20 protein-coding genes are annotated in these 23,805 nt (G+C 61.2%); 12 read left to right on the top strand and 8 right to left on the bottom strand.

The features are described from left to right. From VKV28_17685 to VKV28_17665, 5 genes are all read left to right on the top strand, one after another. The gene (locus tag VKV28_17685; protein ID HLH78635.1) at positions 1-2,316 is read left to right on the top strand and encodes an MtrB/PioB family outer membrane beta-barrel protein; all 2,316 of its coding nucleotides are present in this window, start codon (positions 1-3) and stop codon (positions 2,314-2,316) included. Positions 2,317-2,401: 85 nt separating this feature from the next. Beyond that, entirely contained in the window at positions 2,402-2,665 is a 264-nt protein-coding gene (locus VKV28_17680; protein HLH78634.1) for a cytochrome c, read from the top strand. 21 nt (positions 2,666-2,686) lie between these two features. After that, positions 2,687-3,178 carry a NapC/NirT family cytochrome c gene (locus tag VKV28_17675; protein ID HLH78633.1) on the top strand — a complete coding sequence of 164 codons (492 nt, stop codon included), beginning with the start codon at positions 2,687-2,689 and terminating at the stop codon, positions 3,176-3,178. A gap of 19 nt (positions 3,179-3,197) precedes the next feature. Continuing rightward, on the top strand, positions 3,198-3,419 hold the full coding sequence (locus VKV28_17670; protein ID HLH78632.1) for a hypothetical protein: 222 nt from the start codon (positions 3,198-3,200) through the stop codon (positions 3,417-3,419). Between the two features lie 78 nt (positions 3,420-3,497). Beyond that, the gene (locus VKV28_17665) at positions 3,498-5,747 is read left to right on the top strand and encodes a cbb3-type cytochrome c oxidase subunit I (GenBank protein ID HLH78631.1); all 2,250 of its coding nucleotides are present in this window, start codon (positions 3,498-3,500) and stop codon (positions 5,745-5,747) included. Positions 5,748-5,776: 29 nt separating this feature from the next. Here VKV28_17665 and VKV28_17660 read toward each other — a convergent pair whose 3' ends face one another. Further along, positions 5,777-8,116: a plasma-membrane proton-efflux P-type ATPase gene (locus VKV28_17660; GenBank protein HLH78630.1), complete on the bottom strand. Its 2,340-nt coding sequence runs from the start codon at positions 8,114-8,116 to the stop codon at positions 5,777-5,779. 205 nt (positions 8,117-8,321) lie between these two features. Here VKV28_17660 and VKV28_17655 point away from each other — a divergent pair, with 205 nt between their 5' ends. Continuing rightward, complete coding sequence (locus VKV28_17655; protein ID HLH78629.1) at positions 8,322-8,792, top strand: universal stress protein; 471 nt, start codon at positions 8,322-8,324, stop codon at positions 8,790-8,792. 218 nt (positions 8,793-9,010) lie between these two features. Here VKV28_17655 and VKV28_17650 read toward each other — a convergent pair whose 3' ends face one another. Beyond that, positions 9,011-9,478: a hypothetical protein gene (locus VKV28_17650; protein ID HLH78628.1), complete on the bottom strand. Its 468-nt coding sequence runs from the start codon at positions 9,476-9,478 to the stop codon at positions 9,011-9,013. A 197-nt stretch (positions 9,479-9,675) separates the two neighbouring features. Here VKV28_17650 and VKV28_17645 point away from each other — a divergent pair, with 197 nt between their 5' ends. The 5 genes from VKV28_17645 (at position 9,676) to VKV28_17625 (ending at position 15,856) form a co-directional block, all read left to right on the top strand. Then, the gene (locus tag VKV28_17645) at positions 9,676-10,140 is read left to right on the top strand and encodes a universal stress protein (GenBank protein ID HLH78627.1); all 465 of its coding nucleotides are present in this window, start codon (positions 9,676-9,678) and stop codon (positions 10,138-10,140) included. 811 nt (positions 10,141-10,951) lie between these two features. Beyond that, positions 10,952-12,211: a Rieske 2Fe-2S domain-containing protein gene (locus tag VKV28_17640; protein ID HLH78626.1), complete on the top strand. Its 1,260-nt coding sequence runs from the start codon at positions 10,952-10,954 to the stop codon at positions 12,209-12,211. 47 nt (positions 12,212-12,258) lie between these two features. Further along, positions 12,259-13,545 (top strand): Rieske 2Fe-2S domain-containing protein, encoded by a 1,287-nt coding sequence (locus tag VKV28_17635; protein ID HLH78625.1) that lies wholly within the window; start codon positions 12,259-12,261, stop codon positions 13,543-13,545. 46 nt (positions 13,546-13,591) lie between these two features. After that, positions 13,592-14,782, top strand: coding sequence for a Rieske 2Fe-2S domain-containing protein (locus VKV28_17630; protein HLH78624.1), 1,191 nt, complete (start codon positions 13,592-13,594; stop codon positions 14,780-14,782). A gap of 138 nt (positions 14,783-14,920) precedes the next feature. After that, positions 14,921-15,856, top strand: a complete 936-nt coding sequence (locus VKV28_17625) for a Gfo/Idh/MocA family oxidoreductase (protein ID HLH78623.1) — start codon at positions 14,921-14,923, stop codon at positions 15,854-15,856. 95 nt (positions 15,857-15,951) lie between these two features. Here VKV28_17625 and VKV28_17620 read toward each other — a convergent pair whose 3' ends face one another. Then, on the bottom strand, positions 15,952-16,953 hold the full coding sequence (locus VKV28_17620; protein HLH78622.1) for a hypothetical protein: 1,002 nt from the start codon (positions 16,951-16,953) through the stop codon (positions 15,952-15,954). Between the two features lie 276 nt (positions 16,954-17,229). On the opposite strand from VKV28_17620, the gene VKV28_17615 reads away from it, so the two are divergent. Continuing rightward, entirely contained in the window at positions 17,230-17,505 is a 276-nt protein-coding gene (locus VKV28_17615; protein HLH78621.1) for a hypothetical protein, read from the top strand. Between the two features lie 332 nt (positions 17,506-17,837). Here the strand turns inward: VKV28_17615 and VKV28_17610 are convergent, their stop codons facing one another. The 5 genes from VKV28_17610 to VKV28_17590 all read right to left on the bottom strand — a co-directional run bounded on the left by VKV28_17610 (position 17,838) and on the right by VKV28_17590 (position 23,600). Further along, positions 17,838-18,107, bottom strand: a complete 270-nt coding sequence (locus VKV28_17610) for a hypothetical protein (GenBank protein HLH78620.1) — start codon at positions 18,105-18,107, stop codon at positions 17,838-17,840. A gap of 425 nt (positions 18,108-18,532) precedes the next feature. Further along, entirely contained in the window at positions 18,533-19,645 is a 1,113-nt protein-coding gene (locus VKV28_17605; GenBank protein ID HLH78619.1) for an ABC transporter permease, read from the bottom strand. A gap of 3 nt (positions 19,646-19,648) precedes the next feature. Then, positions 19,649-20,773 (bottom strand): ABC transporter permease, encoded by a 1,125-nt coding sequence (locus VKV28_17600; GenBank protein HLH78618.1) that lies wholly within the window; start codon positions 20,771-20,773, stop codon positions 19,649-19,651. Beyond that, entirely contained in the window at positions 20,770-22,452 is a 1,683-nt protein-coding gene (locus tag VKV28_17595; protein ID HLH78617.1) for an ATP-binding cassette domain-containing protein, read from the bottom strand. Before VKV28_17595 ends, VKV28_17600 begins: the two co-directional genes overlap by 4 nt. Positions 22,453-22,538: 86 nt before the next feature. Continuing rightward, positions 22,539-23,600, bottom strand: coding sequence for an efflux RND transporter periplasmic adaptor subunit (locus VKV28_17590; GenBank protein HLH78616.1), 1,062 nt, complete (start codon positions 23,598-23,600; stop codon positions 22,539-22,541). Between the last annotated feature and the right edge of the window lie 205 nt (positions 23,601-23,805).

Genomic DNA, 23,805 nt, shown 5'->3' with positions numbered 1-23,805 from the left:
ATGAAACCAAAGTGGCTAAGTCACTCGCTCACTACGGCACTCGTCGCGCTGGCCCTTTTCCCAAGCGCTTCTCAAGCCCAGTTGAGCGCGGGCAACTACACTTTGACCGGGACTGCCGAGGCCGGTGCGTTTCTCAACCCCCAACCTGCCACCAACGTGGCCAAGTATCGCGAGTATCAGGATCTCGCCCAGCAAATAATCGCACCCGAACTCCGGTTTCTGCTCCACGATCAGGAACAGCGAGTGTTCGCCGACTTCCATGCGTTAAATGTCGGGCAAACTAACGAACTATACGACCTTCACTTTGGATCCTATGGCTTGCTGGACATCGACGCCCAATGGCAGGAAATCCCGCGTTTCCTCAGCGACGGGGTCGCCAAAAGTCCGTATGAACAAAGCAGCGGCAATTTTACGCTCCCTTCCAAGCCGGCGGCACCGACACCCAACGCCCCCCAGGGTTCCAACATCAGCAGTTGGTTGGACTCGACTGCCCGTCCACTGTCGCTCAGTCTCCTCGAAGGGATTGCCAACCTGACGATTCGTTATACGCCCGATCCGCGGTGGACCTATTCCGCCTATCTTAACTATCTCAACGAGTCTGGAAACTCGCCCTACGGAGAAATCTTCGGTCCAAATCCGGGTTCTTACAACGAATCCGAATTGTTCGCTCCGATTCAGTACGACACTTATAACTACGGCACCGGCGTGCAGTATGCCGACGGAACCTGGTTGTTCGGAATTCAATACGAGGGTTCGATTTTCAAAGATCAATATGCCGATCTGACTTGGCAAAATCCAAACACCTGGAGCCAAATGACCGGTCCGGGTGGCTCCTGCGCCGACTCAGCAACCTATCCAGGCACGACCGGTGGCAACGGCCCTTGTAGAGGTCAAGACTATACCTACCCGGGCAACCAAGCTCATACCTTCGAGATCACCGCTGGACGAACCTTGCCGCTCGATACCCATCTGATGGGGACCTTTTCCTACGGCTGGTGGTTGCAGGATGAGCCGTTTATTCCCTACACCAGCAATACGGCGCTACCCAAGCAAGCGCTACCCCGAAATAGCCTGGGTGGCGACGTGTCGCCGCTGTATGCCAACTTCACCGTTGTAAGCCGCCCGCTGGATAAGCTGCGATTGAAGACTACCTATAGCTACTTCGATTACGCCAATCACGATCCCGCCATCACCTTCAACGGCGTGAATTCCTTGAATGATGTCGCCAGTCTGTGGACCGCCACCGCCTATCCTTTTTCCTTCTCGACTCAAACGATCAATGCCGAGGCTAGCTACAGTCTCACGAACAACCTGGTTGCCAGCTTGGTCGGAAATATTGAAACCTACCATAACAGTGGCATGATGGTCTTGCAGCAGGACATGACCTCTTACGGCCCGGTAGTTGACTGGACGCCTTATCAATGGTTGCAACTGCGCGCTTCTTACCAACACGCCTTTCGCGACTCGCCCGGTTACAACAACGACCGCAGCACGCTGGTCAATCAGGACGGAGGCATCGCCGAATTCAGCCAGCTTTACCGCTTCGACGAAGCGTCGGTCCAGGTCGACCAATTCTCTCTATACGGCGACGCTCAGCCGTTCAGCGACAGCCAGGCGCCAGAATGGCTGCAGGATTTTACCCTTTACGCCGAGATGGATTACGACAACTATTTTTATCCGTCCTCGTCCTATGGGTTGCAAAACTGGTCTGACTATACGCCGTCGGTAGGAATCAACTGGACACCTTCCAAAAATCTCAATCTGTACGGAGATTGGTCGTGGACCGCAACGGACTATAGTATGCAGTCCTTCCAGCGTCAAAATGGCGGGACCAACGAGCCCAATTGCCCGACTAATCCGCAAGCGCAAACGCCGGCACTTTGTCCCGGACAGAGTTGGACTGGCTACGGTCGAGAACAGGGCAACTCGATCGATTTTGGATTTGACTTTTCCTTTCCGACGGACCGCGTCATCCCGTGGTTGACTCAGACCTCACATTTGATCGTACAATACAATTATACGGTCACCACCGACCTTAACCATGCAAACGGGAATCTGGCGCTGGGTGGCGCGACCGATTTCCCCAACATCGGCTCGCGTTTCAACGAGCTGATTGTGACCTACGCCTATCCGATCAAGAAGAACATGACCTTTACAATCGGATACTATTTAAGTAATTTTGGCGAGAACGATTTTGGTTACGACCGCCTGATGCCCTGGATGGCATCATCGCCGCAGTCGATGTTTTTGGGCAACAGCAACTGGACACCCTTTACCGGCAATGCCGCTTACATGACGGTAAAATATGCCTTTTAAATCGCGATCTGTGTTTGTATCCGGTCTCGTCGTACTGGCACTTGGACTGACTAGCGCGATTAACTCAAGCGCGCGCGCCGACGATATGGCCACGCTTTACAACCAGCGCTGCGGGGCGTGTCACGGCGATAACGGGCACGGCGACGGCCCAACGGCTAAATTTCTCCACCCAGCTCCCGCCGATTTCGCCAACTCACTCAAGGGCAAGACCGATGCCTGGTTGTTCAAAGCGATCCGGGACGGTGGTCCCGCCGTGGGCGAAGCGGCGACGATGCCGCCCTACAAGGACTTAAGCGAGGGCGAAGTGAAGGGATTGGTGCAATATATCAAGAAGTTCGCCGGTAGCTAGGCAGATCGAGGAGGGTCGTCATTGACTAGAACCTCCAAGCTGATACTGCTGTTTATTTTTCTCGTCGCGATTCCGGGGCTAGCTGCGTTTACCGGGATTCACGCCTTTGTGCAAGCGGAAAGCCTGAGTTTCTGCGCTTCATGCCATACCATGACGCCGTGGATTGCCGATCTGCGCAATCCCGACAGTCATTCGCTGGCCGCGCTGCATTTTCGCAATCGTTTCATCCCTTCGGACCAATGCTACACCTGCCACGTCGATTACGATTTTTTGGGTCCGGTCGAGGCCAAGCTCGACGGAATGCGCCATGTCGAGGTGTACTACTTTGGCCACGCCACGCCAAAGGATATCCGGCTCTACAAGCCATTTCCTAACGGGAACTGTCTGCACTGCCACGCACAGTCGGCGCCGTTTCTGCAAAATCAGTATCATCGTGCCGTGATGGTTCAGCTTTTGGCCAATCAGATGCCGTGCATGACGTGCCATCAGCCGATCCATACCCCGGAGTTTTAAAGACGCGCGGAGATTCGCCATGGCGAACGAGCTCGTGGGCAAGGCGAGGTGGTCTAAAGGACTGAGTCTTGCCCTGTTTCTTTATGCGCTCAGCCTGGTTCTGGCGCTGGTTTGCCTTGTCCACACCACGGCTTTGACCATGACCGGCTTCTTTGTTTTCGGCTTGGGCGCTCTGGCGCTCGGGTTTGTCATCTACGCCAAGGTGGTATGGGACGATCTGCGCGCCCACGGCGTGCTGTGACGGCCGCGCGGTCGCAGGCCGCAGGTCCGGGAGGCAAGGGCAATGACGGGGGTTCTTTCTCCGTGGTGGCGGCGGTCGGTGATCATAACAGTCGCGTGCTGTTTCGCGATTCTCGGCCTGCTCTCGGCGCGAACCTACGAAAATGCGCCGCCAATTCCGCAGCGCGCGATCGGACCCGCGGGCGAGGTGGTTTTCACAGGCGCCGAGATTAGCGCTGGCCAGCAGGTATTTCTGAAACATGGGCTGATGGAGAACGGCACCTTGTGGGGTCACGGTGCCTATCTCGGTCCGGATTTCTCGGCCCAGTACCTACATAATCTGGCTCTAACCGCGGCTTCGTGGGCAATCCAAAAACCGGTGGCAAGTGCCGTGGGGGCTAGCGTGGCGCAAAGCCGGCAGCTCGACGATGAAGTCGCCCGCGAGCTGAAGCAAAACCGCTATGATTCGAACAGCGGCGTGCTTGTGCTGAGCGCCCCCGAGACCATCTCGTTCCATCAGCAGATCGGCTACTGGACCAATTACTTCGCCCATCCCGCCGGCAGCGGCGGACTGCCAGCCAAGTTCATCAAAGATCGATCGGAGGTCCGGGATCTGACCGCTTTTTTTGCCTGGGCAGCCTGGGCTTCGGTAGCCGATCGACCGGGCACCACGCATTCTTATACCAACAACTTCCCTTACGACCCGCTGGCGGGGAATACACCGACGGGGGCCGCGATACTGTGGAGCGCGCTTAGCCTGATAACCCTGCTTGGCGGGTTGGCGGCAGTGCTGTTCGCCTTCGGCCGCTGGGATTTTCTGGGTTGGCGCCGCGACGGCGCGCATATCCATCCCCACCGGTTTGCGCCAGCGCTCACCCCCAGCCAGCAAGCGACGATGAAGTATTTCGTGGTGGTGGCGCTCTTGTTTTTGGCTCAGGTTCTAGTAGGCGGCGCCACGGAGCATTACCGGGCCGATCCCGCCAGCTTCTTCGGCATTGACCTGTCGGCGGTTTTCCCCAGCCAGATTCTGCGGATCTGGCATCTTCAGCTCGCGCTATTGTGGATTGCGACCGCTTACGTGGCGGGAGGATTGCTGCTGGCGCCGATCGTCGGCCGGCACGAGCCGCCCGGCCAGCGCTTGATGGTCGACGTGCTCTTCTGGGCCTTGCTCCTGGTAGTCGTGGGGAGCCTGCTGGGCGAGTGGCTCGGGGTGCGCGGCGCGCTGGGCAAATGGTGGCCGTGGTTTGGCGACCAGGGCTGGGAATATTTGGACCTGGGGCGTGCCTGGCAATTGATGCTGGCCGCGGGGCTATTGCTATGGGTGGGGCTGCTGTATCGTGCGGTCAAGCCCGCGTTGCGGGGTGGAAACGAAATCCCTTGGCTTTTCCTCTGTTCGGCGATCGCCATCCCGGTCTTTTATCTTCCGGCGTTTTTTTACAACACCGCGACCAATTTCGCCGTCGCCGACTTGTGGCGATTTTGGATCATTCACTTGTGGGTGGAGAATTTCCTCGAGCTGTTCGCCACCGTCGCGGTTGCGGTCTTCTTATCCGAACTGGGGATCGTGTCGGATGTGACCGCGAGCCGAATCGTCTACCTCGACGCGCTTTTGTACCTGGGCAGCGGCATCCTCGGCACCGGTCATCATTGGTATTTTAGCGGCCAAACCGAGCTTACCATGGCACTCGGGGCGACCTTCTCTGCGATGGAGGTGGTGCCGCTGACCCTGCTGACACTCGACGCCTGGGATTTCATCAGTCTTACCTCCGGCCATTGCGGGGTATGCGGCGAGCAGATCGCGGTGCCCTACAAATGGACTTTTTACTTTTTGATGGCGGTTGGCTTTTGGAACTTCGTCGGTGCTGGCATTTTCGGTTTTCTGATCAACCTGCCGGTGGTGAGCTATTTCGAAGTGGGCACGATGCTGACGCCCAATCACGGCCACGCGGCGATGATGGGCGTGTTTGGCATGCTGGCGGTGGCGATGATGGTGTTTGCTTTTCGCCACCTGACTTCGGAGTCGCAATGGCCGGCAATCGAGAAGTACGTGCGAGTTTCGTTCTGGGGCCTCAACGGCGGCCTGGCTCTGATGGTTGTGCTGACCCTTTTCCCCGGCGGCGTCTATCAATTGCGCGACGTGATCCGGCATGGCTACTGGCACGCGCGCAGCGCGGCCTTTGAGCTTAACGGTCCCATGCACATCATCGAATGGCTACGGCTGCCAGCCGATCTGACCTTTATTCTCCTGGGTACCCTACCGCTGGTGGTCGCGGCCCTGAGAGCTTACCGCGCCATGAAACCCGCGCCGGCGAGTGAAAGCCTTGGATCGGGAGCCGACGCGGCGGCCTGAGCCGCTCGCCGCCCACGGGCGCGCGGTATTCAGCGCAAGGCCAACGCCTTGAAGACCCGCACCTTAAGAAAGTCCACCGCGACCAGGTAGCCGGCGACCAGGAGCAGGAGCCCGCTCACCATGGCGGGCGCGATCGGGGCCATCAGAATCCCCTCGATGGCGAGCGTGCTGACCACCGCGATGTCGGCCAGCGAAGCGGTGATCAGCCAGGGGCCGGGTCGCGAGCGCCAGAAGTGCTCGCGCTCGCGGACCAGGTAAACGGTACCCTGGCCGCTGAACACCAGCATCAGGAAGATCAATGTCTGCAATTGCCCCAGAGGCAGATGTAAGCGGTCGCGGGCGGTAAAAAACACCGCGAAGGACAGTATCAGGATGGCCGCGGCGATCGTGGCGCCGTTGAGCAACAGGTTGCCGACGTGCCAGCGATCGGGCTTGCGGGAGAATGTGACGCTGTCGCTGGCGATCGACATGGTGACAAAGTCGTTGGTGAACAGCAGCAGCACGATCAGCAGCGGGGTAATGACGAACACTCGGGTGAGCATCACTCCGACGCTGAGAAAAACGGCGATCTCCAGGGTTTTGATGATCTTGTTTAGCGTATAGGTCAGCATCCGCTGATAGATCCGCCGACTTACCTCGACCGCCGCGATCACGTTGGTCAGCCCCGCCGCGGTGAGCACGATACTGGCGGCGGCGCGCGCCACGTCGGTGGATTCGGACACCGCGATCCCGACCTCGGCCTGCTTGAGCGCGGGTGCGTCGTTGACTCCGTCGCCGGTCATCCCGCAGACGTGGCCGCGGCCCTGGAACAACCGTACCAGGGCGAATTTGTCCTCGGGGAAGACTCCGGCGAAGACGTCGTGCTGGTCGAAGGAAGCGGGAGCCGGCCCGCGCAGAATCTGCGCCGGCGCGACGCGCTCGCCGATCCCGACCTCGGACGCGATCGCGCGCGCGGTGGCCTGGTCGTCGCCGGTCACCATCACCACGCGAACTCCCAGCGCCGACAGGCCGCCGATAAGCTCGCGCGAGTCGGCGCGGGGCGGATCGTGCAGCCCCAGCAGGCCCATCAATTGCCAATGCTTCTCGGGACCGGCCGCGACCGCCAGCACGCGATTTCCGCGCGCCGCCAGGGCGGCGATTTGGGCCTCGAGGTTCTCGCCCGGTGCGCACAGTTCGGTGATCGTTCGGGGCGCGCCCTTCGCCACTCGCCACGGCTCGCCGTCCATGAGAATCGAGGCTTCGGAGCGCTTGGTAGCGGGGTCAAAAGGGGTAAACCCAAGCCGCCGCGTGGAGGGTAAAAGTCCGCGCTGGCGCGCCGCCTTCAGGATCGCCAGGTCGATTGGATCCTGGGTGGCTTCGTCTGAAGCCAGCACGGCCAAATCCAAAAGCTGATTTTCCGAGACCTTGGCCAGCGGCACCATCGCGGCCAAGGTCAGGCGATTTTCAGTAATCGTGCCGGTCTTATCCACGCACAGCACGTCCATCGCCGCGGCCTCTTCGATCGCCGATAGCCGGGTAATCAACACGCCGCGGCGGGTCAGCTCCAGGGCGCCCAGCGTGGTCGCCAGAGTAAAGGTTGCAGGCAGCGCCACCGGCACCGAAGCAACCAGCAAGATGAGCGCGAAAGGCAGTGCGTCGGTGGCCGGCATCCGCGCGTAAACCGCATAGATGAGCAGTGCGGCCACCAGCACGGTATCGAAGGCTACCAGGTATCTGACGATGGCGAAGATCACTTCACCCAGGTGACTGGCGGTCGTCGCCGTGCTGACCAACTGAGCTGTGCGGCCGAAAAAGGTATGAGACCCAGTGGCTTTGATCTCGCCGCTGGCTTCGCCCCGTTTGACCACGCTGCTGGCGTACAAGGTGTGGCCGGCGCCGGCCTCAACCGGCAGAGATTCTCCGGTCAGCGCCGACTGGTCCAGCAGGACGCTGCCCTCGCTGACCGCGAGGTCGGCCGGAACTACGTCGCCGGCGCGCACATGCACGATATCGCCAGGAACCAGTTCCTCGGCATCGATCGAGCGCCAACTGCCGTCGCGCAGTACGCGGGCCCGTACTGTCAGCCGCTTGCGCAGCAGATTGAGGGCGCTGTGAGCGCGATCCTCCTGCCAAAAGCTCAGGGCTGAATTGAAAATCAGCAAAAACCCGATCACCACCGCTTCGGTGATTCTGCCCAGTCCCAGCTCCAGCGCGATGGTGGCCTCTAGCATCCAGGGAATCGGAGCCCATAGTTTGCCGAGATACCGCATCACGGGATGGTTCTTGGGCTCTGCCAGAGCGTTGCGGCCAAAGCGCGCTAACCGCACACTGGCCTCCTGGCTGGTGAGGCCGCCAGAATTGCCCGATTGGTTGACGGTTGGGTCAGACATGAGGTTGACTGGCGCAGCGGTGGTCTCGGCGCTCAACGCCGGCGCGAGCGTTGCAAACTGGTTTGGCGTATGTTCCCGGCGGCGCTTTTAAGAGTCAACAGGCCGAACATGGTTTCGGCTAGGCCGCGCCAGCCTGGCAAATAAGCGGATGTTGGCACGTACTGTGCTCTATGGGATTTGATTTTATTGCTTCGGGAGACCTCGCATGAAGAATCCTTTTGCTCGAATTTTATGCCCAGTTGATTTTGACGAGTATGCTGTCGGCGCCATGGAGCTAGCTTGCCGTCTGGCCGAGGACAGCCCCACTGTAGTCTACCTCCTGCATGTCCTGGTCCCGGTTATTCCGGCTCCCGAACAGATCGGGGTCCCGCTGGAACCTTTTCCGCTGAGCGAGCCCGAGGTGCGCAAGCAGTTGGAGCAACTCGCCCGCGAGCATCTGGCCGGACACGTCAAGTATGAGGTCCGCACCGGGATTGGCGACCCCGCACACGTGATCCTGGGGCGCATCGAGGAGATCGGAATCGATCTGGTAATCATGCCGACCCACGGCCGCCGCGGCCTTGGCCGTATGGTTCTGGGTAGCGTGGCCGAGCAGATCGTCAGGCGGGCGAACTGCCCGGTGATGACAGTCCGGCCAGCCTTGGCTGAGAAAGCGGCCAAGTCCACAGGGCGCTAGCTCAATGATGCGGCCGGGAAGAATAGCCCAGTGTGACCGGTCAGCGAGTGTTTCCTATGGAACCATTGCGCCCCGCCTTATGCTGCTATCGGCGTCAGCTCACGCCGCTCAAAGCAGCGCCGAGAGCATCAATTGATCCGATAACCGCCGATTTGATTGAGAGCCAAAAAACGCGTTCGGGCGGACGCTCACCGCGCTTTTTTCACCGGGCCGCAAATCTAACCGGCGCAAGATACCAAACCTGACCTCGGCTTTTTGGCCGGGACCTCGCGCGGGCGGGGACCGCGCACAGCGGAGCTGACTTTGGCGTACTGCGACGTAATTCGGCTACCCCCCTGGTAGCATTGGACCGGCCCGATCCCCAGCTTGCGCCGCAGGGCGTCGGCGTCGATACTGAAAAGTTCGCAAATGGTCTGAAAATCAAAGAGGAAATTGGTCTGCCGCGATTCGAACCAGCGGCGAACCTCCCAATACTCGTAGCAGCGCTTGCCCGAAGTCGAACCGCGGTTGGTCAAATAGGTGCGAAGAGCTTCTTGCAGCACCGCCATCAGCAATCGGTACTCGCCCCTCTGACCGGTGAGAAAACGATGCTCGTAGAACTGCTCCGGCAGCACCAGTAAGGAATCAAAGTGGATTGCCGAGTTCGAATCCTCAAGCGTCGCAATAGCAGCATCTTGGTCTGACATATTCCCGCCTTATCCAGTCGCCTTAGGTCTTGCGGTCAGGTTGAGAAGCGAAAAACGTGCCGTAGCCCGACGTGCGGCGCGCAAGTCTATCGCCGCCCGGGCTGCCGGCAAGCGTGGTTCTTGCCAAGTCTGGCGTGAAATTTGCGTCTTCTTGTTAGTCGGAGATAGCTCAAAGGCCAAGTGGAAAGGAAACTGCCATGATCACAGGCGCCCGAAATGTCCTATGTCCAATAGAGTTGGACGACAGTTTTGCCAGCGCGCTAGCCTTGGCCAAGATGCTGGTGGTGCGCAACCAGGGCAAGCTCTTTCTACTTCACGTCGTGGCGCCGGTTAACGACCCATTGTTGGTCGCCGGCTCGCTTAAGACCCATCGCGATCTGGCTGCCTCGGAGCGCGGGCTCAAGGAGATCGCAGCCCGCGAATTGGCCGGCGTCCCGCATGAGCTCGTGCTGCGTGTCGGCGACATCGTGGACGAGATTCTCAAAGCTGAAGTCGAGTTTGCGATCGATCTGGTCGTCATGCCTACCCATCGTCACAGCCAGATCTTTCGCCTACTCGCGGACGGGGTCTCGCAGCGCGTCGTGCGTGACTCCATCTGTCCGGTGACCACGCTGTCGGAAAAGGCCTGGACCAACGCTCGGTTGCTCAGCGACTTAACGTGACGTGGGAGTGCGGCTGGTGGCACCCATGTGCGACCTCGAAACCCGGGTCAGCTCCGCTTGCAACGTCACCGGCGAAGCCATCGCGACTCATCAGCGCGGCAATAAGTTGATCGACGCCTAGCCTTCCCGTCAAGTACGGGTGGGCGCGCGGTGCACGGCCTGTGCCGGCAGACGGTATTTTTCAAGGACGCGCGCCCCGCCGTTGATAGGCAAAGCAGCTCCCCGCTTTACAAGAGAATCTTCGCCCGGGAAGAAGCGATCGAACTTAGCGAAGCCTTCTCCGCCCGCTGCTTGAAAACTGAGGCCCGATTGGTAAACGGCAGGGCGCGTAAAGCTCCGCTCCCACAGTGATCAACGCAGTTTAGAGACCGCCTATTTGAGATTTCCCTGCCACTGCGACCGGTCGCCGCGCCAAGCTTACCCTCGCGACGTTACGATCAGAGCACGGCGCCCGCTCCCTCGACTATGCTCGCGATGACACTCCGGTGGAGCTTGAGACAACCCCGGCCTGACGTCCTCGCTGGCAGTCGTCGCTTTGCCCGGCGGAGCTACTTCAGACTGGTTGTGCGCCGATCGGAGCGGTGGGCTGGTTCGGGCCGAAGCATTGCTCCCTTTCAATGCAGCGACTGGTCACATTACCGCAATCCCGGTCGCTTAAGTCCACAATAAGACTGCCATCAAACCTCATTTTTTACCCGAATAATCGGCTGATTTCGCTCTCCTGCCACGGGCCGGTGGCCGCATCCGCGGGCACGGAAGATGCTGTTTGGCTCGGCGTGGGCGACATCAGCCACTGCGAGGAGCGGCTCAAATGCTGAATCAGGCGGAAAACGAACTGTTGTGTAGGGTGGGCGCGGGCACCGCGATGGGCGAGTTGCTGCGCGAGTACTGGGTTCCGGCGCTGCGCTCGGAGGCGCTGGAGGCCGACGGGGCCCCGGTGCGGGTGCGCTTGATGGGCGAGAATTATGTCGCCTTCCGCGCCAGCGATGGCCGGGTGGGTTTTTTCGACGAAGGCTGTCCCCATCGCTGCGCCTCGATGGCGCTGGCGCGCAATGAAGACAACGCGCTGACCTGTATCTTTCACGGCTGGAAGATCGACGTCACCGGCAAGGTGGTCGAGGTGCCCTCGGAGCCGGCGGAGCGGCGCGCAGAATTCGCCGCCAAGGTACGCGTGCGCCATTATCCGGTGCGCGAGGCCGGGAGCGTGGTGTGGGTGTACCTTGGGCGGCGCGATCAGCCGCCGGCTTTCTTGGACTTCGAGTTCAACCACCTGCCCTCAAGTCACGTCCTCGCGCGCCGCGCGATCATGCATTGCAACTGGTTCCAGGGACTGGAGGCGGTGCTCGACTCGGCGCACTTGGGAATTCTGCACCAAGGCTTTCTGCCGGTGGCGCAGGCGCGCGATGTCCCCGATTTGGAAATGGCCTGCGCCAACAGCGGCCCGAGCTTTGAGTTTGTGCCCACGCCCTACGGTTTTCGCGAGGGCGCTTTGCGCGCGCAGCGCGACGGCGGAATTTACGCCCGCATCCGCGAGATGGTCCTGCCCTTCTATTCGTTTATCCCGATGGGCCTGACTCAACCCTGCCTGATGATCTGCTCGATTCCGATCGACGATGAGTGGACCGCGCAGTGGTACTTCAATTACGACCCCAACCAGCCCCTGGGCGAATATCGTAAGCTCGCCTGCCAGGGCGACTCCGGCAATCCCGACAATTTCTGCTCCGATCTCGGCGGCTGGGACAACATGTGGCATCAGGACCGCAAAGCGATGAAGGAGGGGCATTGGACCGGCATCACGCGCCATCTGCCGTTCGAGGACTTCGTGGTTGAAGAGGCGATGGGGCCGATCGTCGACCGCACCCGCGAGTACCTGGGCTCCAGCGATACGATCATCATCCGCACGCGCCGGATGCTGTTGGAAGCGGCGCGCGCTCATGCCAAGGGCAAGGGCACCGCGTGGCTGGATCGAGGCGTAGACTACCGCCGCATTCGCGCCCTGGCGATCAAGTATCCCGAGCGCCAGAACTGGCGCGACATCGACCCCTTGAACCCGCCGGCGCCGATGGTCTGAGCAAGGCGAAGGCAACCAGCGGCTGCACAACGGGAAAGGATCGGAAGATGGGACTGTCACGGGAAGCCAACGATCAACTGACGCAGACCGGGCGCGGCACGCTGCTGGGCGATTTGATGCGCCGCTACTGGATACCGGCGCTGCTCAGCGAGGAGCTAGCCGAGCCCGATTGTCCGCCAGTGCGCCTGAAGCTCCTGGGCGAGCGGCTGATCGGGTTTCGCGATTCCCAAGGCCGGCTGGGAATCCTCGATGAGTTGTGCGCCCATCGGCGCGCCTCGCTGTGGTTCGGACGCAACGAGCAGTGCGGACTGCGCTGCGCCTATCACGGCTGGAAGTTCGACGTCGAGGGGCATTGCGTCGATCTGCCCTCGGAGCCGGAGGAAAGCGGGATGCGCCGGCGCATCCGGCTGAAGTCCTACCCGGTGCTGGAGCGCGGCGGCGTTATCTGGGCCTACCTGGGGCCGCCCGAGCAGCGGCCCGAACCGCCGGCGCTGGAATGGGCGCTGGTGGCGCCCGAGCGCCGCTTCGTCTCCAAGCGGCTGCAGGAGTGCAATTACCTGCAGGCGATGGAGGGTGGGATCGATTCCAGCCACGTCTCCTTTTTGCACTCGGGCGCGCTCAACAGCGACCCGCTGTTCGCCGGCTCCAAGGGCAATCAGTACAACCTGGGCGATCGGATGCCGCACTTCGAGGTGACGGAATTCGATGGCGGCCTGCTAATCGGCGCCCGCCGGCGCGCCGAAGGCGGCAAGTTCTACTGGCGCATCACACCCTGGATCATGCCGTTTTACACCCTGGTCGCGCCGCGCGCCGACCATCCGATCAACGGCCACGCCTGGGTCCCGATCGACGACCACCACTGTTGGGCCTGGAGCATTAGCTACCATCCCCATCGCGCGCTGAGTGCGGCCGAAGTGGCGGCGATGAAGGACGGCCAGGGAATCCACGCGCGCTACGTGCCCGGGACGTTCGTGCCTCGCGCCAATCAGGGCAACGACTACCTGATGGATCGCGAGGCCCAGCGCGCCGGCCTGAGCTTCAGCGGGGTGGAGGGGATCGCGATGCAGGATGCCTCGCTGCAGGAGAGCATGGGGCCGATCGTCGATCGGGCGGAGGAAAACCTGGTCTCCACCGACAACGGGATCATCATGGCCCGGCGCAAGTTGCTCGCCGCGGCGCGGGCTAATCGGCTCGGCCAGCCGATCCCGGGACTGAGCGCGGCCTCGCAACGGGTGCGTTCATGCGCCATCGAATTGCCCGACGAAGTTGATTTCAAGCATGGCGCCGAGCACGGACTGTTCGGCGATATCGGCAGCGCTCCGGTCAGCGTCTAGGCCGCGGTTGGCGGAGCACGGCAAGAACTTAGCCGAGGATAGGACGATGCTGAAAAAAGAGGACAACGAGCTTTTGTGCAGGGTGGGGCCCGGGACGGCGATGGGCTCGTATATGCGGGAGTTCTGGATTCCCGCGCTACGCGCCGAGCGGCTGGAGGCTGACGGCGCGCCGATCCGGGTGCGGCTGTTGGGCGAAGACTTCGTAGCCTTCCGCTCAACCGATGGTCGGGTGGGTTTCTTCGACGAAGGCTGTCCTCATCGCGGCCCCTCGCTGGCCTTGGCGCGCAATGAAGACAACGCGCTGACCTGCATCTTTCACGGCTGGAAATTCGACGTGTCCGGAGCCTGCGTCGAGGTGCCGTCGGAGCCACCCGAGCGGCGCGCCCAATTCGCGGCCAAGGTGCGGATTCGCCATTACCCGGTGCGCGAGGCCGGCACCATCATCTGGGTGTACCTGGGCAGCCGCGCCCAGCCGCCGGAGTTCCCTCGCTTCAACTTCACCGACTTGCCCCAGGGACACGTCACCAGCGCCTTGGCGGTCATTCCGTGCAATTGGTTCCAGGGGCTGGAGGGTCAGCTTGATTCCGCCCACGTCGGCATCCTGCATTCGGACTGGGTGCAGAAGAGTCTGTACCATGACACCGGTCCGCGCTTCGAATTCGAGCCTCAGTCCTACGGTTACCGCGAGGCGGCGGTGCGCCGGATGCCTGACGGGCAGCATTACGTCCGCGTGCGCGACTTCGCCCTGCCCTGGTATTCTTTCATCCCGATGGGCAGCCGCGCCGACGACCACATGCTGACGATGTCGGTGCCGGTGGACGATACCCATTCGGCGCAGTGGGACGTGACCTACAACTTTTCTCGTCCGGTCGCCCGCTATCGCCGCGCCGCACCGCAAAACCTCGACAATATGGCCGACGGCATGGCGCTGGACGACTATTACGGCCAGAGCCGGCCGCGGATGCGCGAGGGGAGCTGGAGCGGCTTTTCCTTTCTGCGCTTCGAGGACTTTGCCGTCGCGATTGCCCAAGGGCCGATCGTCGATCGCTCACGCGAGTACCTGGGCTCCAGCGATACCTCGATCAACCGGGCGCGCCGAATGCTGCTCGAAGCGGTACGCCGCCACGCCAAGGGCGAGCCCACCGTGGGGCTGCAGCAACCCATCCGCTGGGATACGCTGGAGGCTCAGGACGCGATCATCGCGGCCGATGCGGACTGGCGCGCGGTCGCACGATAAGCTTGGCTTCCTGACCTCGCGCGGTTGACGGAGCCAAGGCTGGCGCTTCGCTTGGCGCGAGGCACTTCCGACCGCGTGCCGGGCGAAGCGACCGCTGGGCGGAAGCGCAAGCCTGATGCTTTTTGGAGGGCCTTAGAGGTGAAAGTCTGTCTGGCGGGCGAAGGCGGAATGGGCCTGACCCATATGCAGGTGCTCTCCAAGCTGGAGGGTGTCGAAGTAGTGAGCCTGGCCGGGGGTATCGAGCAGGACACGCGGGCCTTTGCCGAGCAGTGGAAAATTCCCCACTGGTCGCTCGATTTGCGGACCTGCCTGAGACAACCCGGAGTCGAGGCGGTAATTCTGGCTACCCCCACGGGGCTGCACGCCGAGCAGGCGCTGCTGGCGATGTCCATGGACAAGCACGTGCTGTTGGAAATTCCGATGGCGCTGTCCCTGGCGGATTCAAAACGGGTGGTGGAAATGCAGCGTAAGAGCGGCCTGACGTGCATGGTCTGCCATTCGCGCCGCTTTTCCCCCGCCCATCGCGAGCTGCGCCGGCAAATGCACGAGGGACGCTTTCACCTCTATCACCTGGTGGTTGAAACCTATTTCATGCGCCGCACGGACTTGAACATGTTCGGCAAGCCGCGCACCTGGCGCGACCATCTGCTGTGGCATCACGCCTGCCATTCGGTCGATCTGGCAGCCTGGATGCTCGAATTCCCCCACTTCGAGGTTTGGGGCCAGCGGGGGCCGGATCACCCCAACCTGAAAATTCCAATGGACATGTCCATCGCGATGCGCTCGGCGAGCGGGGTCCTTGTCACGATGGCAATGTCGTTCAACAACCGCGGGCCCTTCGGCGCCTTCTACCGCTATATCGGCGAGGAAGAGACCTATCACGTCTTCCGCGACGAATTGGCCGACGGCGACCGCAAGCCCGTGACGCTGCAGGGGCTGGGCGCGTTCGAGGCTCAGGATCGCGAATTCTTCGCCGCCCTCCAAGGCGCGCGGCTCCCCGAGGCAAGCGTCGGGTCATGCCTGCCGGCGATGGCGCTGTTGGATCGTATCGAGGCCTGCTTCGCGCCTCGCTGAGCCACGGCTCTCTCCGGTTCGGCAAAGGCGCGGACCCGCGGATGGCAAGCGCCGGCGGCGGAGATAGGCAAACTACCTCCGCGCCTGACCGCGGCTTAATTCCAGCGCGCGAACGCAAGCCCGATCCCGGTGCCCGCGGGGCTGCGGTAGACCGGCACGTACTCGCACCAGCGCATCCGCAATCCCAGCCCGGCGATTGCGCCGCCCATCACGATCCAGTTACGGATTTCCGAATTACCCGAGTTAAGCAGCTTGGTGGGTAGGGTGCGCAGCGTGCGCTCATCTCCGTCGCACAACGCCTTGAGCACTTTTGCATCCAGGGTTTCGTCGGTCACGAAGTGGCTCAGCCCACCCGAGGCCAGAACCAGCACGCGCAACGGCTCGGGGTAGCTTTCGACCGCGCGCCGCAGCGCCCGGCCGAAATCGAAGCAGCGCGAGGGCGTAGGTTGGTTGGGCGGATAGAAGGTGTTGAGCAGAATCGGCACCACGGGCACCCGCCGTTTGCCCATCAGACGCAACAGCGGATAGGTGATGGCGTGGCCGAAACCTTGGTAGGGGCCACCGGCGGGTACGCCCCGGCTGCTGCTGACGTCGATGTTTTGCTCGATCAGGCTGGAAATCAGGGCGCGCGCGAATTGTGGCGCCGCCTCGAACTCATGATGGGAATCGGCACCGTAGCCTTTATCCGCATCCAGTACCCATTGCGGCGTGTTGCCTTGATGAGGCGTGCGCTCGGTTATTATCTTGTCGCCATAAAAGATCGATACCGCGGGCTGGTTGTTGGGACCGAACATTTCCTCCTGGTCGTCGCCCACAATCAGCACCAGGTCGGGCGAGAGCTCGTCCAGGTCTCGCGCCAGATGGTCGAGCGCGCGCTGGGCCCGATCATCCCATTGGATGAAATTGTCTACGGTGGCCACCGCGGCGTATCGATCTCCGACCTGCCGGGCCAGTTGTCGGTAGCTCAGGTGGTTGCCGTCGAGGTCGTAAAGATCCTCGGACTCCATTTCCTGGACCACGCGGTCGGGCCACTGCTGCGGCTTGATGACCAGAATTGGACTGTGTGATGTGCCGATCCCGGCGACGATTTTGGCCATCTGGGGAATCCTCCAATAGTCAGTGGCGCTCTTGCCGACCAAGCGAAGCACTCGCCATGCCAAAGCCCAGGCAGGTGACAGCCCAGGCTGATTCAGATTAGCCATTGCGGAGCTATCCGATGGGTCTTCTGGATGCGTCGATCAGAAACACTGTTCCCGATCGTGGCAGCGGGATCCGACCGCGAGGCACATCAGCCGATGACCCCGATTCGGCACGGCGCTTGCTGCCCAGGCGGCTGAATCTTCGGGTAACCGAAGCTGCGGAGGAGCAAGAAGATGAGAGCATCCGAGGTGACTTTGAGCGGGGTGATCCGGGAAGCGGGAGGGAAGCCGGCGGCGAGCTGCAAGATTGCTTTCCTGTGCGACTTCCAAATGGTCGGGGAGCAGTTTGTCGACGCCGTGACCAAGGAAGTGGTCACGGACAAGGAGGGCAAATTCTCCGTGATCTTCCCCCAGGGGGCCAACTTGCAGGTAATGCTGCCGGGTGGCGCGCGGGCGTCATTTACGCTGCCCGAAAAGACCCGGGCCGATCTTGATGAGTTGCTGAAGTAGCGGCCGTCGCGGGGGAGAGAGAAGCGCGACCACGGGGCCGCGCTTCTCCTTGTGAGAATGCCTTCGAGATATCCAGATATTTTTTCCCGATATCCGGACTAACTAGACCGACTAAGGCTACTAAACACGGAAGTAGGTAACGCCTCCGCAGACAGATTGAGCAAAGCCGAAGTCAGACATTCAAAAAGCTTCCCGAGCCGGCGGGACGAAGCGGGCTTGGCGAAGAGCCGCGCCTGGCAGAGGGACGCACAGCCGGCAGAGGCCGCGCCAAATCAAACAGGACAAGGGCAGGGCAGCCAAGCCTGCGCGGTTTCATCCAATCGGAAACAGCGCTATTTGCCTTGCTCCAGCTCTTTGCCGCGCCGCTGCATCAGTTGGCCCATCTGCTCCATCATCCGCCCCTGGATTTGCATCATCTGACCCCGCGTCTTGGCATCGGCGTTCATCATCAACATCATCATTCCCGGATCGCCCATCATGCCGTGCCCCATCGACCCGTGCCCCATCGGCGGCATCATGCCGCGGCCCATCATCATCCCGCCCATTCCTTTGGACATCATGCCGCGACCCTGCATCATCCCACCGCCCATGCCTCCCATCATACCACCTCCGCTAGTTGCACCGGTTTAGGGCGTGGCGCTCTGGGTGGAAGCTGGTTGGTCTGCGGCGAAAGCAGCCCCAAGTGCGGTTCCCAGGAGCGCAACAGTAATAATCATGGTAAATGCCAGTAATCGAGACCGTGCAGATTTCATTTCGGACCTCCTGTTAAAATAACCTCAATATCGTGCAGGCGGGCCTACTTTTATCGGCGTGGCAATCGCCGGCGAAGAAACAACGACAAGATAGGCATCGGTTGCACGCTTATAGCAACATTGTGACCGGGTGCGAGCACGATTGTCGTAGCATACAAGCTACCGGACGGTTGCACTACCAATACGGCGTCACACTTGGCGCATACGACGACTATATTTCACCTTTCGGACTTGGCCAATAACGAATCGTCGCAAGATTTTAGTGGTCCGTGTCGCTAATAGAGGCGACGGCGGAACAGCCATCCCGCCATCGCGAGGGTCGCAACTCCGATGACAAGCATCGGCCAGTATTGAGAGCTGAGCGACAAGGTCGAGGCCCCTTCCAGAAACACACCACGCACCACCACCAGGAAGTAACGCATCGGATTAAGAAAAGTGATGTCCTGAATTATAGGCGGCATGTTTGCGATCGGCGTGGCGAATCCAGAAAGTATTATCGATGGCACCATGAATAGAAAGGTGCCCAGCAACGCCTGCTGCTGCGTCACTGAAAGCGACGAGATCATCAGACCGATACCTATCACGGAAAGCAGAAACAGGAACAAGCCAAGGTAGAGCGCGACAAATCCGCCCCTCAGCGGTACGTCAAACCAAAGCACGCCGGCCGCGATGATGAAAGTGGCTTCGGCGCTGCCAATGAGCAAGCCGGGGATGCTCTTCCCGAGCAGGATGTCGATGGGACGCATTGGCGTGACGAGGAGTTGATCGAAGGTGCCGGCTTCGCGCTCGCGCGCCACCGAAAGCGCGGTTACCAATAGGGTGACGACTTGAGTAAGCAGCGCCACTATCCCCGGAACAATGAACCATCTGGATTCAAGGTTCTCATTGAACCTGGCGCGAATATCAAGCGTGGCCGGTGGTGTGTACCCGCCGTGGCGTGCCTCCCACCAGCTGTTGAAGTCGTTCACGATCGTGTTGGCATAGCCCATCACCAGCAACGCGGTGTTGGAATTGCGGCCGTCAAGAATCAACTGCACCGGACCGGGCGACCCCGCGAACAGATCCCGGCTGAAACGGCGGTCGATGTGCAAGACCATCAGTGCCTTGCGCTGGTCGATAAGCGCAGCGATCTCCTGATCGCTGTGAATGCGCGTCACCTCCTGGAAGGCGGGCGCGCCTTCGAATCGAGCGACCAATTCGCGTGAGGGTTGGCTCGGGTCCTCGTCGTAGACGGCGAAGGGTACGTGATTAAGGTCATAGGTCGCCGCGTATCCAAACACGACAAGCTGAATGATTGGCGGACCAATCAGCACCATCCGGCTCTTCACGTCTCTAAGGACTGCCAGCAGCTCCTTGACGACCAGGCCGAATACCCGATGCAACATCATGGCCTACTCCAGGCTCTTGCGCGCCGACCAGCGCGCCAGACCGAGAAACACCGCCGCCATCGCAATCAGCGCCAGGATGTTCGGCAACACCACCGGCCAGACGTTGCCGGCGAGAAAGAGGCTTTGCAATATGGTCACGAAATACCGCGCCGCCACAAGGTGCGTGATTAGCCGAATAGCCGCGGGCATGCTGCGGATGTCAAACACGAAGCCGGAAAGTATGAAGGCCGGCAGAAATGTGACGATAATGGCGATCTGACCGGCAACGAACTGGTTCTTGCTGACCGTGGAGATCAGCAACCCCATCCCGAGCGCACACAACAGAAAAGCCGACGACGACGCCATCAGCAGCCACAACGAGCCGCGCAGGGGCACGCCGAAGAGCCAGATAGCCATCGCTACCGAGAGCGCCATCCCGCCCATCCCAAGGACGAAATACGGAATCAGCTTGCTCAATATGATTTCGTGGATGCTGGCGGGGGTCACCAGCAATGCTTCCATCGTGCCCCGCTCCCATTCGCGCGTGACCACCATCGCGGTCAATAGCGCGCCGGTCAGAGTCATGATGACGGCTATGAGTCCGGGGACGAGGAAATCGGTGCTGGTGACCGCGGGATTGAACCAGACCCTTGCGTCAACCTGGACCGGAGTCTTGAGCGGCAGACCCCGGCTGGCCGAGAATCTCGCGATCCACCCCGCCCAGACCTGCTGCAGGTAGCCCTCGACGAGACGCGCGTTGTTGGCGTCGACGCCATTGACGATCAGACCGATGGGCGCGTTACCCTGGCTGAGCATTTGGCGGCTGAAGTCGCTGCGCAGCCATACGATACCGTCTACCAGTCGCGCTCGCATTGCCGCATCGGCCTCCTGTACGTTGGGGAAGAAGACCGGCACGAAATACGGCGAGCGGAAAAATCCCGCGGCGAAACTAGCGGTATCCGTGTTGGGTTGCTCCACGACCAGGGCCAGCGGCACCCGCTTGGCATCGAGCGACACCCCGTAGCCGAAGATCAGCAAGAGGATGACCGGCATGACGAAGGCGATCGCAATGCTGGAGGGGTCGCGCAGAATTTGCAGCGCCTCCTTGCGCAGCAATCCGCCTAGTCGCATGATCACCGCCCGGTTCATGCGGCTGCTCCCGTGGGATGATCTTCGCTTGCGCTGATGAGCGCGACGAAGGCGTCCTCCATGGTCGGATTGGGCAGCGCGCTGGAGCGAAAGCGCTCGCGCATCGCTTCAGAAGTACCTTCGGCCAGAATCCGCCCCTGTGCCATGATCACCAGACGATCGCAGTACTCCGCTTCCTCCATAAAGTGGGTCGTGACCATCACCGTGATACCGCCTTCGGCCAGGGCGTTGATGCGGCGCCAGAAATCGCGCCGCCCTAAGGGATCCACGCCCGAGGTCGGCTCGTCGAGAAACAGGATGTCTGGCTCGTGCATCAAGGCCACCGCGAGCGCGAGGCGCTGTTTGAAGCCCAGTGGCAGGTCGCGACTGGTAGAGTCGGCGAACGGTCGCAATTCGAATTGCTCCAGCGCCCAGTCGAGCCGCTGGCGTTGGCGCGCGCCCTTGAGTCCATAGGCGCTGCTGAAGAAGCGCAGATTTTGCAGCACCGAAAGGTCGCCGTAGAGCGAGAACTTTTGCGCCATGTAACCCACCCGCTCACGCGCGTGTGCCGCCGCATGCCGCAGATCCACGCCGGCGACCTGAAGCCTGCCTTCCGAGGCCGGCAGCAGGCCACAAAGCATGCGAAACGTGGTCGATTTGCCGGCGCCGTTGGCCCCCAGCAAACCGAAGATTTCTCCGCGCTTGACGCTGAAATTCACGTCGCGCACCGCGTAGAAGGCGCCGAAGCGGCGGCTCAGATTGCGGACCACGATCAGGTCTTCGTGGCTTGCCGCATCGGAGGCTCGCGTCGGACCGGGTGAGGGCGCTTGATTTGATGAAGCGGCGGGTTGAGAACCCTTCAGCAGGCTTACGAAACTGTCCTCGAAGCGCGGGGCGACGGGCGTGATCTCCAGATCATGCTCGCCGCTAAGCAGTTGGGTGGCGGTGGGCGCCGCCGGTTGTTCGGTGACGACTCTTACACGCGATCCCTGAATGATAGCGTCGAGGATGCCCGGCGCCCGGCTTACGCGCTCCTGTAATGCACGCTTGGAGATTCCGGGCGCAAAGATCTGAAAGCTCCGTCCCGCGAGCCGGCGCGTAAACACCGCGGGATCATCCTGGCCAAGCAGCTTGCCGTCGTGCATCAGGATGACTTCGGTGCAGCGTTCGGCTTCGTCGAGATAGGCCGTGCTCAGCAGCACCGTCGCGCGGCGCTCCTCGACCAGGCGATGAATGATCGACCAGAGTTCGCGGCGCGAGACCGGATCGACCCCGACCGTCGGCTCATCCAGCAGCAGCAGCGGCGGTGAGCCAACCAGCGAGCATGCCAGCCCGAGCTTCTGCTTCATTCCGCCGGAGAGCTTGCCCGCCAGCCTGCCTGTGAACGGTGCCAGCCCGGTCATGTGCATAAGATCGGCATAGCGGGCGGCACGCTCTCCTTGCGCTACCGCATGCAGGTCGGCGTAAAGGTCGAGGTTTTCCTGCACGCTGAGGTCCTCGTACAGACCAAACCTTTGCGGCATATACCCGAGCAATGACTGCACTCGCTGAGGCTGAGCGCGGACGTCGATTCCCAGTACGGCGATGTTTCCTTGGTCCGGGGCAAAGAGGCCCGCGATCAGGCGCATCAGGGTGGTTTTACCCGCGCCGTCGGGACCAATCAGGCCCGTGACCATGCCCCCTTTAACTGCAACGCTCACGTGGTCGAGCGCGCGGACGCTGCGACCGCCGGCATGGAAGCTCTTGCTGACTGCTTCGAGTCGCAAGGCAATTTGGGGGCGTAGGCTCACGGCTTTTCGCTGGCGTGATTGTGCTCTCCGCAGCCAAGGCCGTTAACCTGACTTGCGCTCGGGATGGGCTGGTCGAGCGCCACCGTCACCGTGGCCGGCATCCCGAGGCGCAATTCGTTTTGCGGATTGCATGCATACACCCGCACCTGGTAGACCAGGCGGGTCCGCAATTCCGGTGTCTCGACATTTTTCGGCGTAAACTCAGCGGTTGGAGATATGTATCCGATCCAGCCCTTGAAGACCTTGCCAGGAAAACTATCGGTCGTAATCGATGCTTTCATGCTCAGGTATATGCGGGCCATATAGGTTTCGGGAACGTACGCGCGCACCCATAGCGGATTTGTCAGCGCCATCGTAAAAGCTGGGACCCCGGGTGAAGCCATGTCGCCGGGTTCCAGAATGCGGTCCTCGATGATCCCGTCGGAGTGCGCATACAGCTTCGTATCGGCAAGTTCACGCTGCGCAAAGGCGAACGCGGCCTCGTCCGCTTTGAGCACCGCGCGGGCGTTCTCGATGTCCTCGATGCGCGGCCCTTTGACGGCCAGAATCCATGCTTGGCGGGCGGCATTGTAGTTGCCGGTTGTTTCCTTGAGTTTGGACGCCGCGTCGTCCAGCTCTTGCTGGGGGATAAGGTCTTTGCGCCGCAGCCTTACGTCGCGCTGGTAGGTTACCTCTGCGTCGCGCATCGTCGCGTGCAGGGCTTCCATCGTGGACCGCGCCTGCACGATTTCCTCGGGCCGCGAACCGTTTATCAGCCTGGCAAGCACCTGCTGCTGGGCCTCGATGTTGCGCCGCGCTTGCTCGGCGTTGGCCGCGTATCGACGGGCGTCAAGTTCGGCCAGAAGCTCGCCCGGCCTGACGAAGTCGCCCTCCTCGACCAACATCCGCGTGATTCGGTCGGAATCGTTGAAGGCAAGCTGGACCTCGCGAATATCGATGTTGCCGTACAGCGTAAGTAGAGTATGGTTTGCTCGATTGGCGCGAACAACCAGGAAAATTGCGGCCAAGGCCCCGACCGCCACCACCGCCAGCATCTCCAGAAACCTGCGCCTGCTCATGTTTACTGCTGCCGTTAATCGCCCATGGGTGGCTTCCCTGGCAACTTGCCGCAATCGATGTGCCAACTCTGGTCGGCGCTTCGCTTGGCGCCAGCGCCCACCATTTTTCTCGCGCGGCTAATGAACTGTATCCAACCGAAACAGCTATTGGAAAGCAGGGGAACCAGTGGGACGATTTGCGCCACAAAGAATACCCTCCTAACTC

Source organism: Candidatus Binataceae bacterium, from assembly GCA_035294265.1.
GTDB lineage: Bacteria > Desulfobacterota > Binatia > Binatales > Binataceae > DATGLK01.
This window is presented reverse-complemented; position numbering and strand designations above follow the sequence as displayed.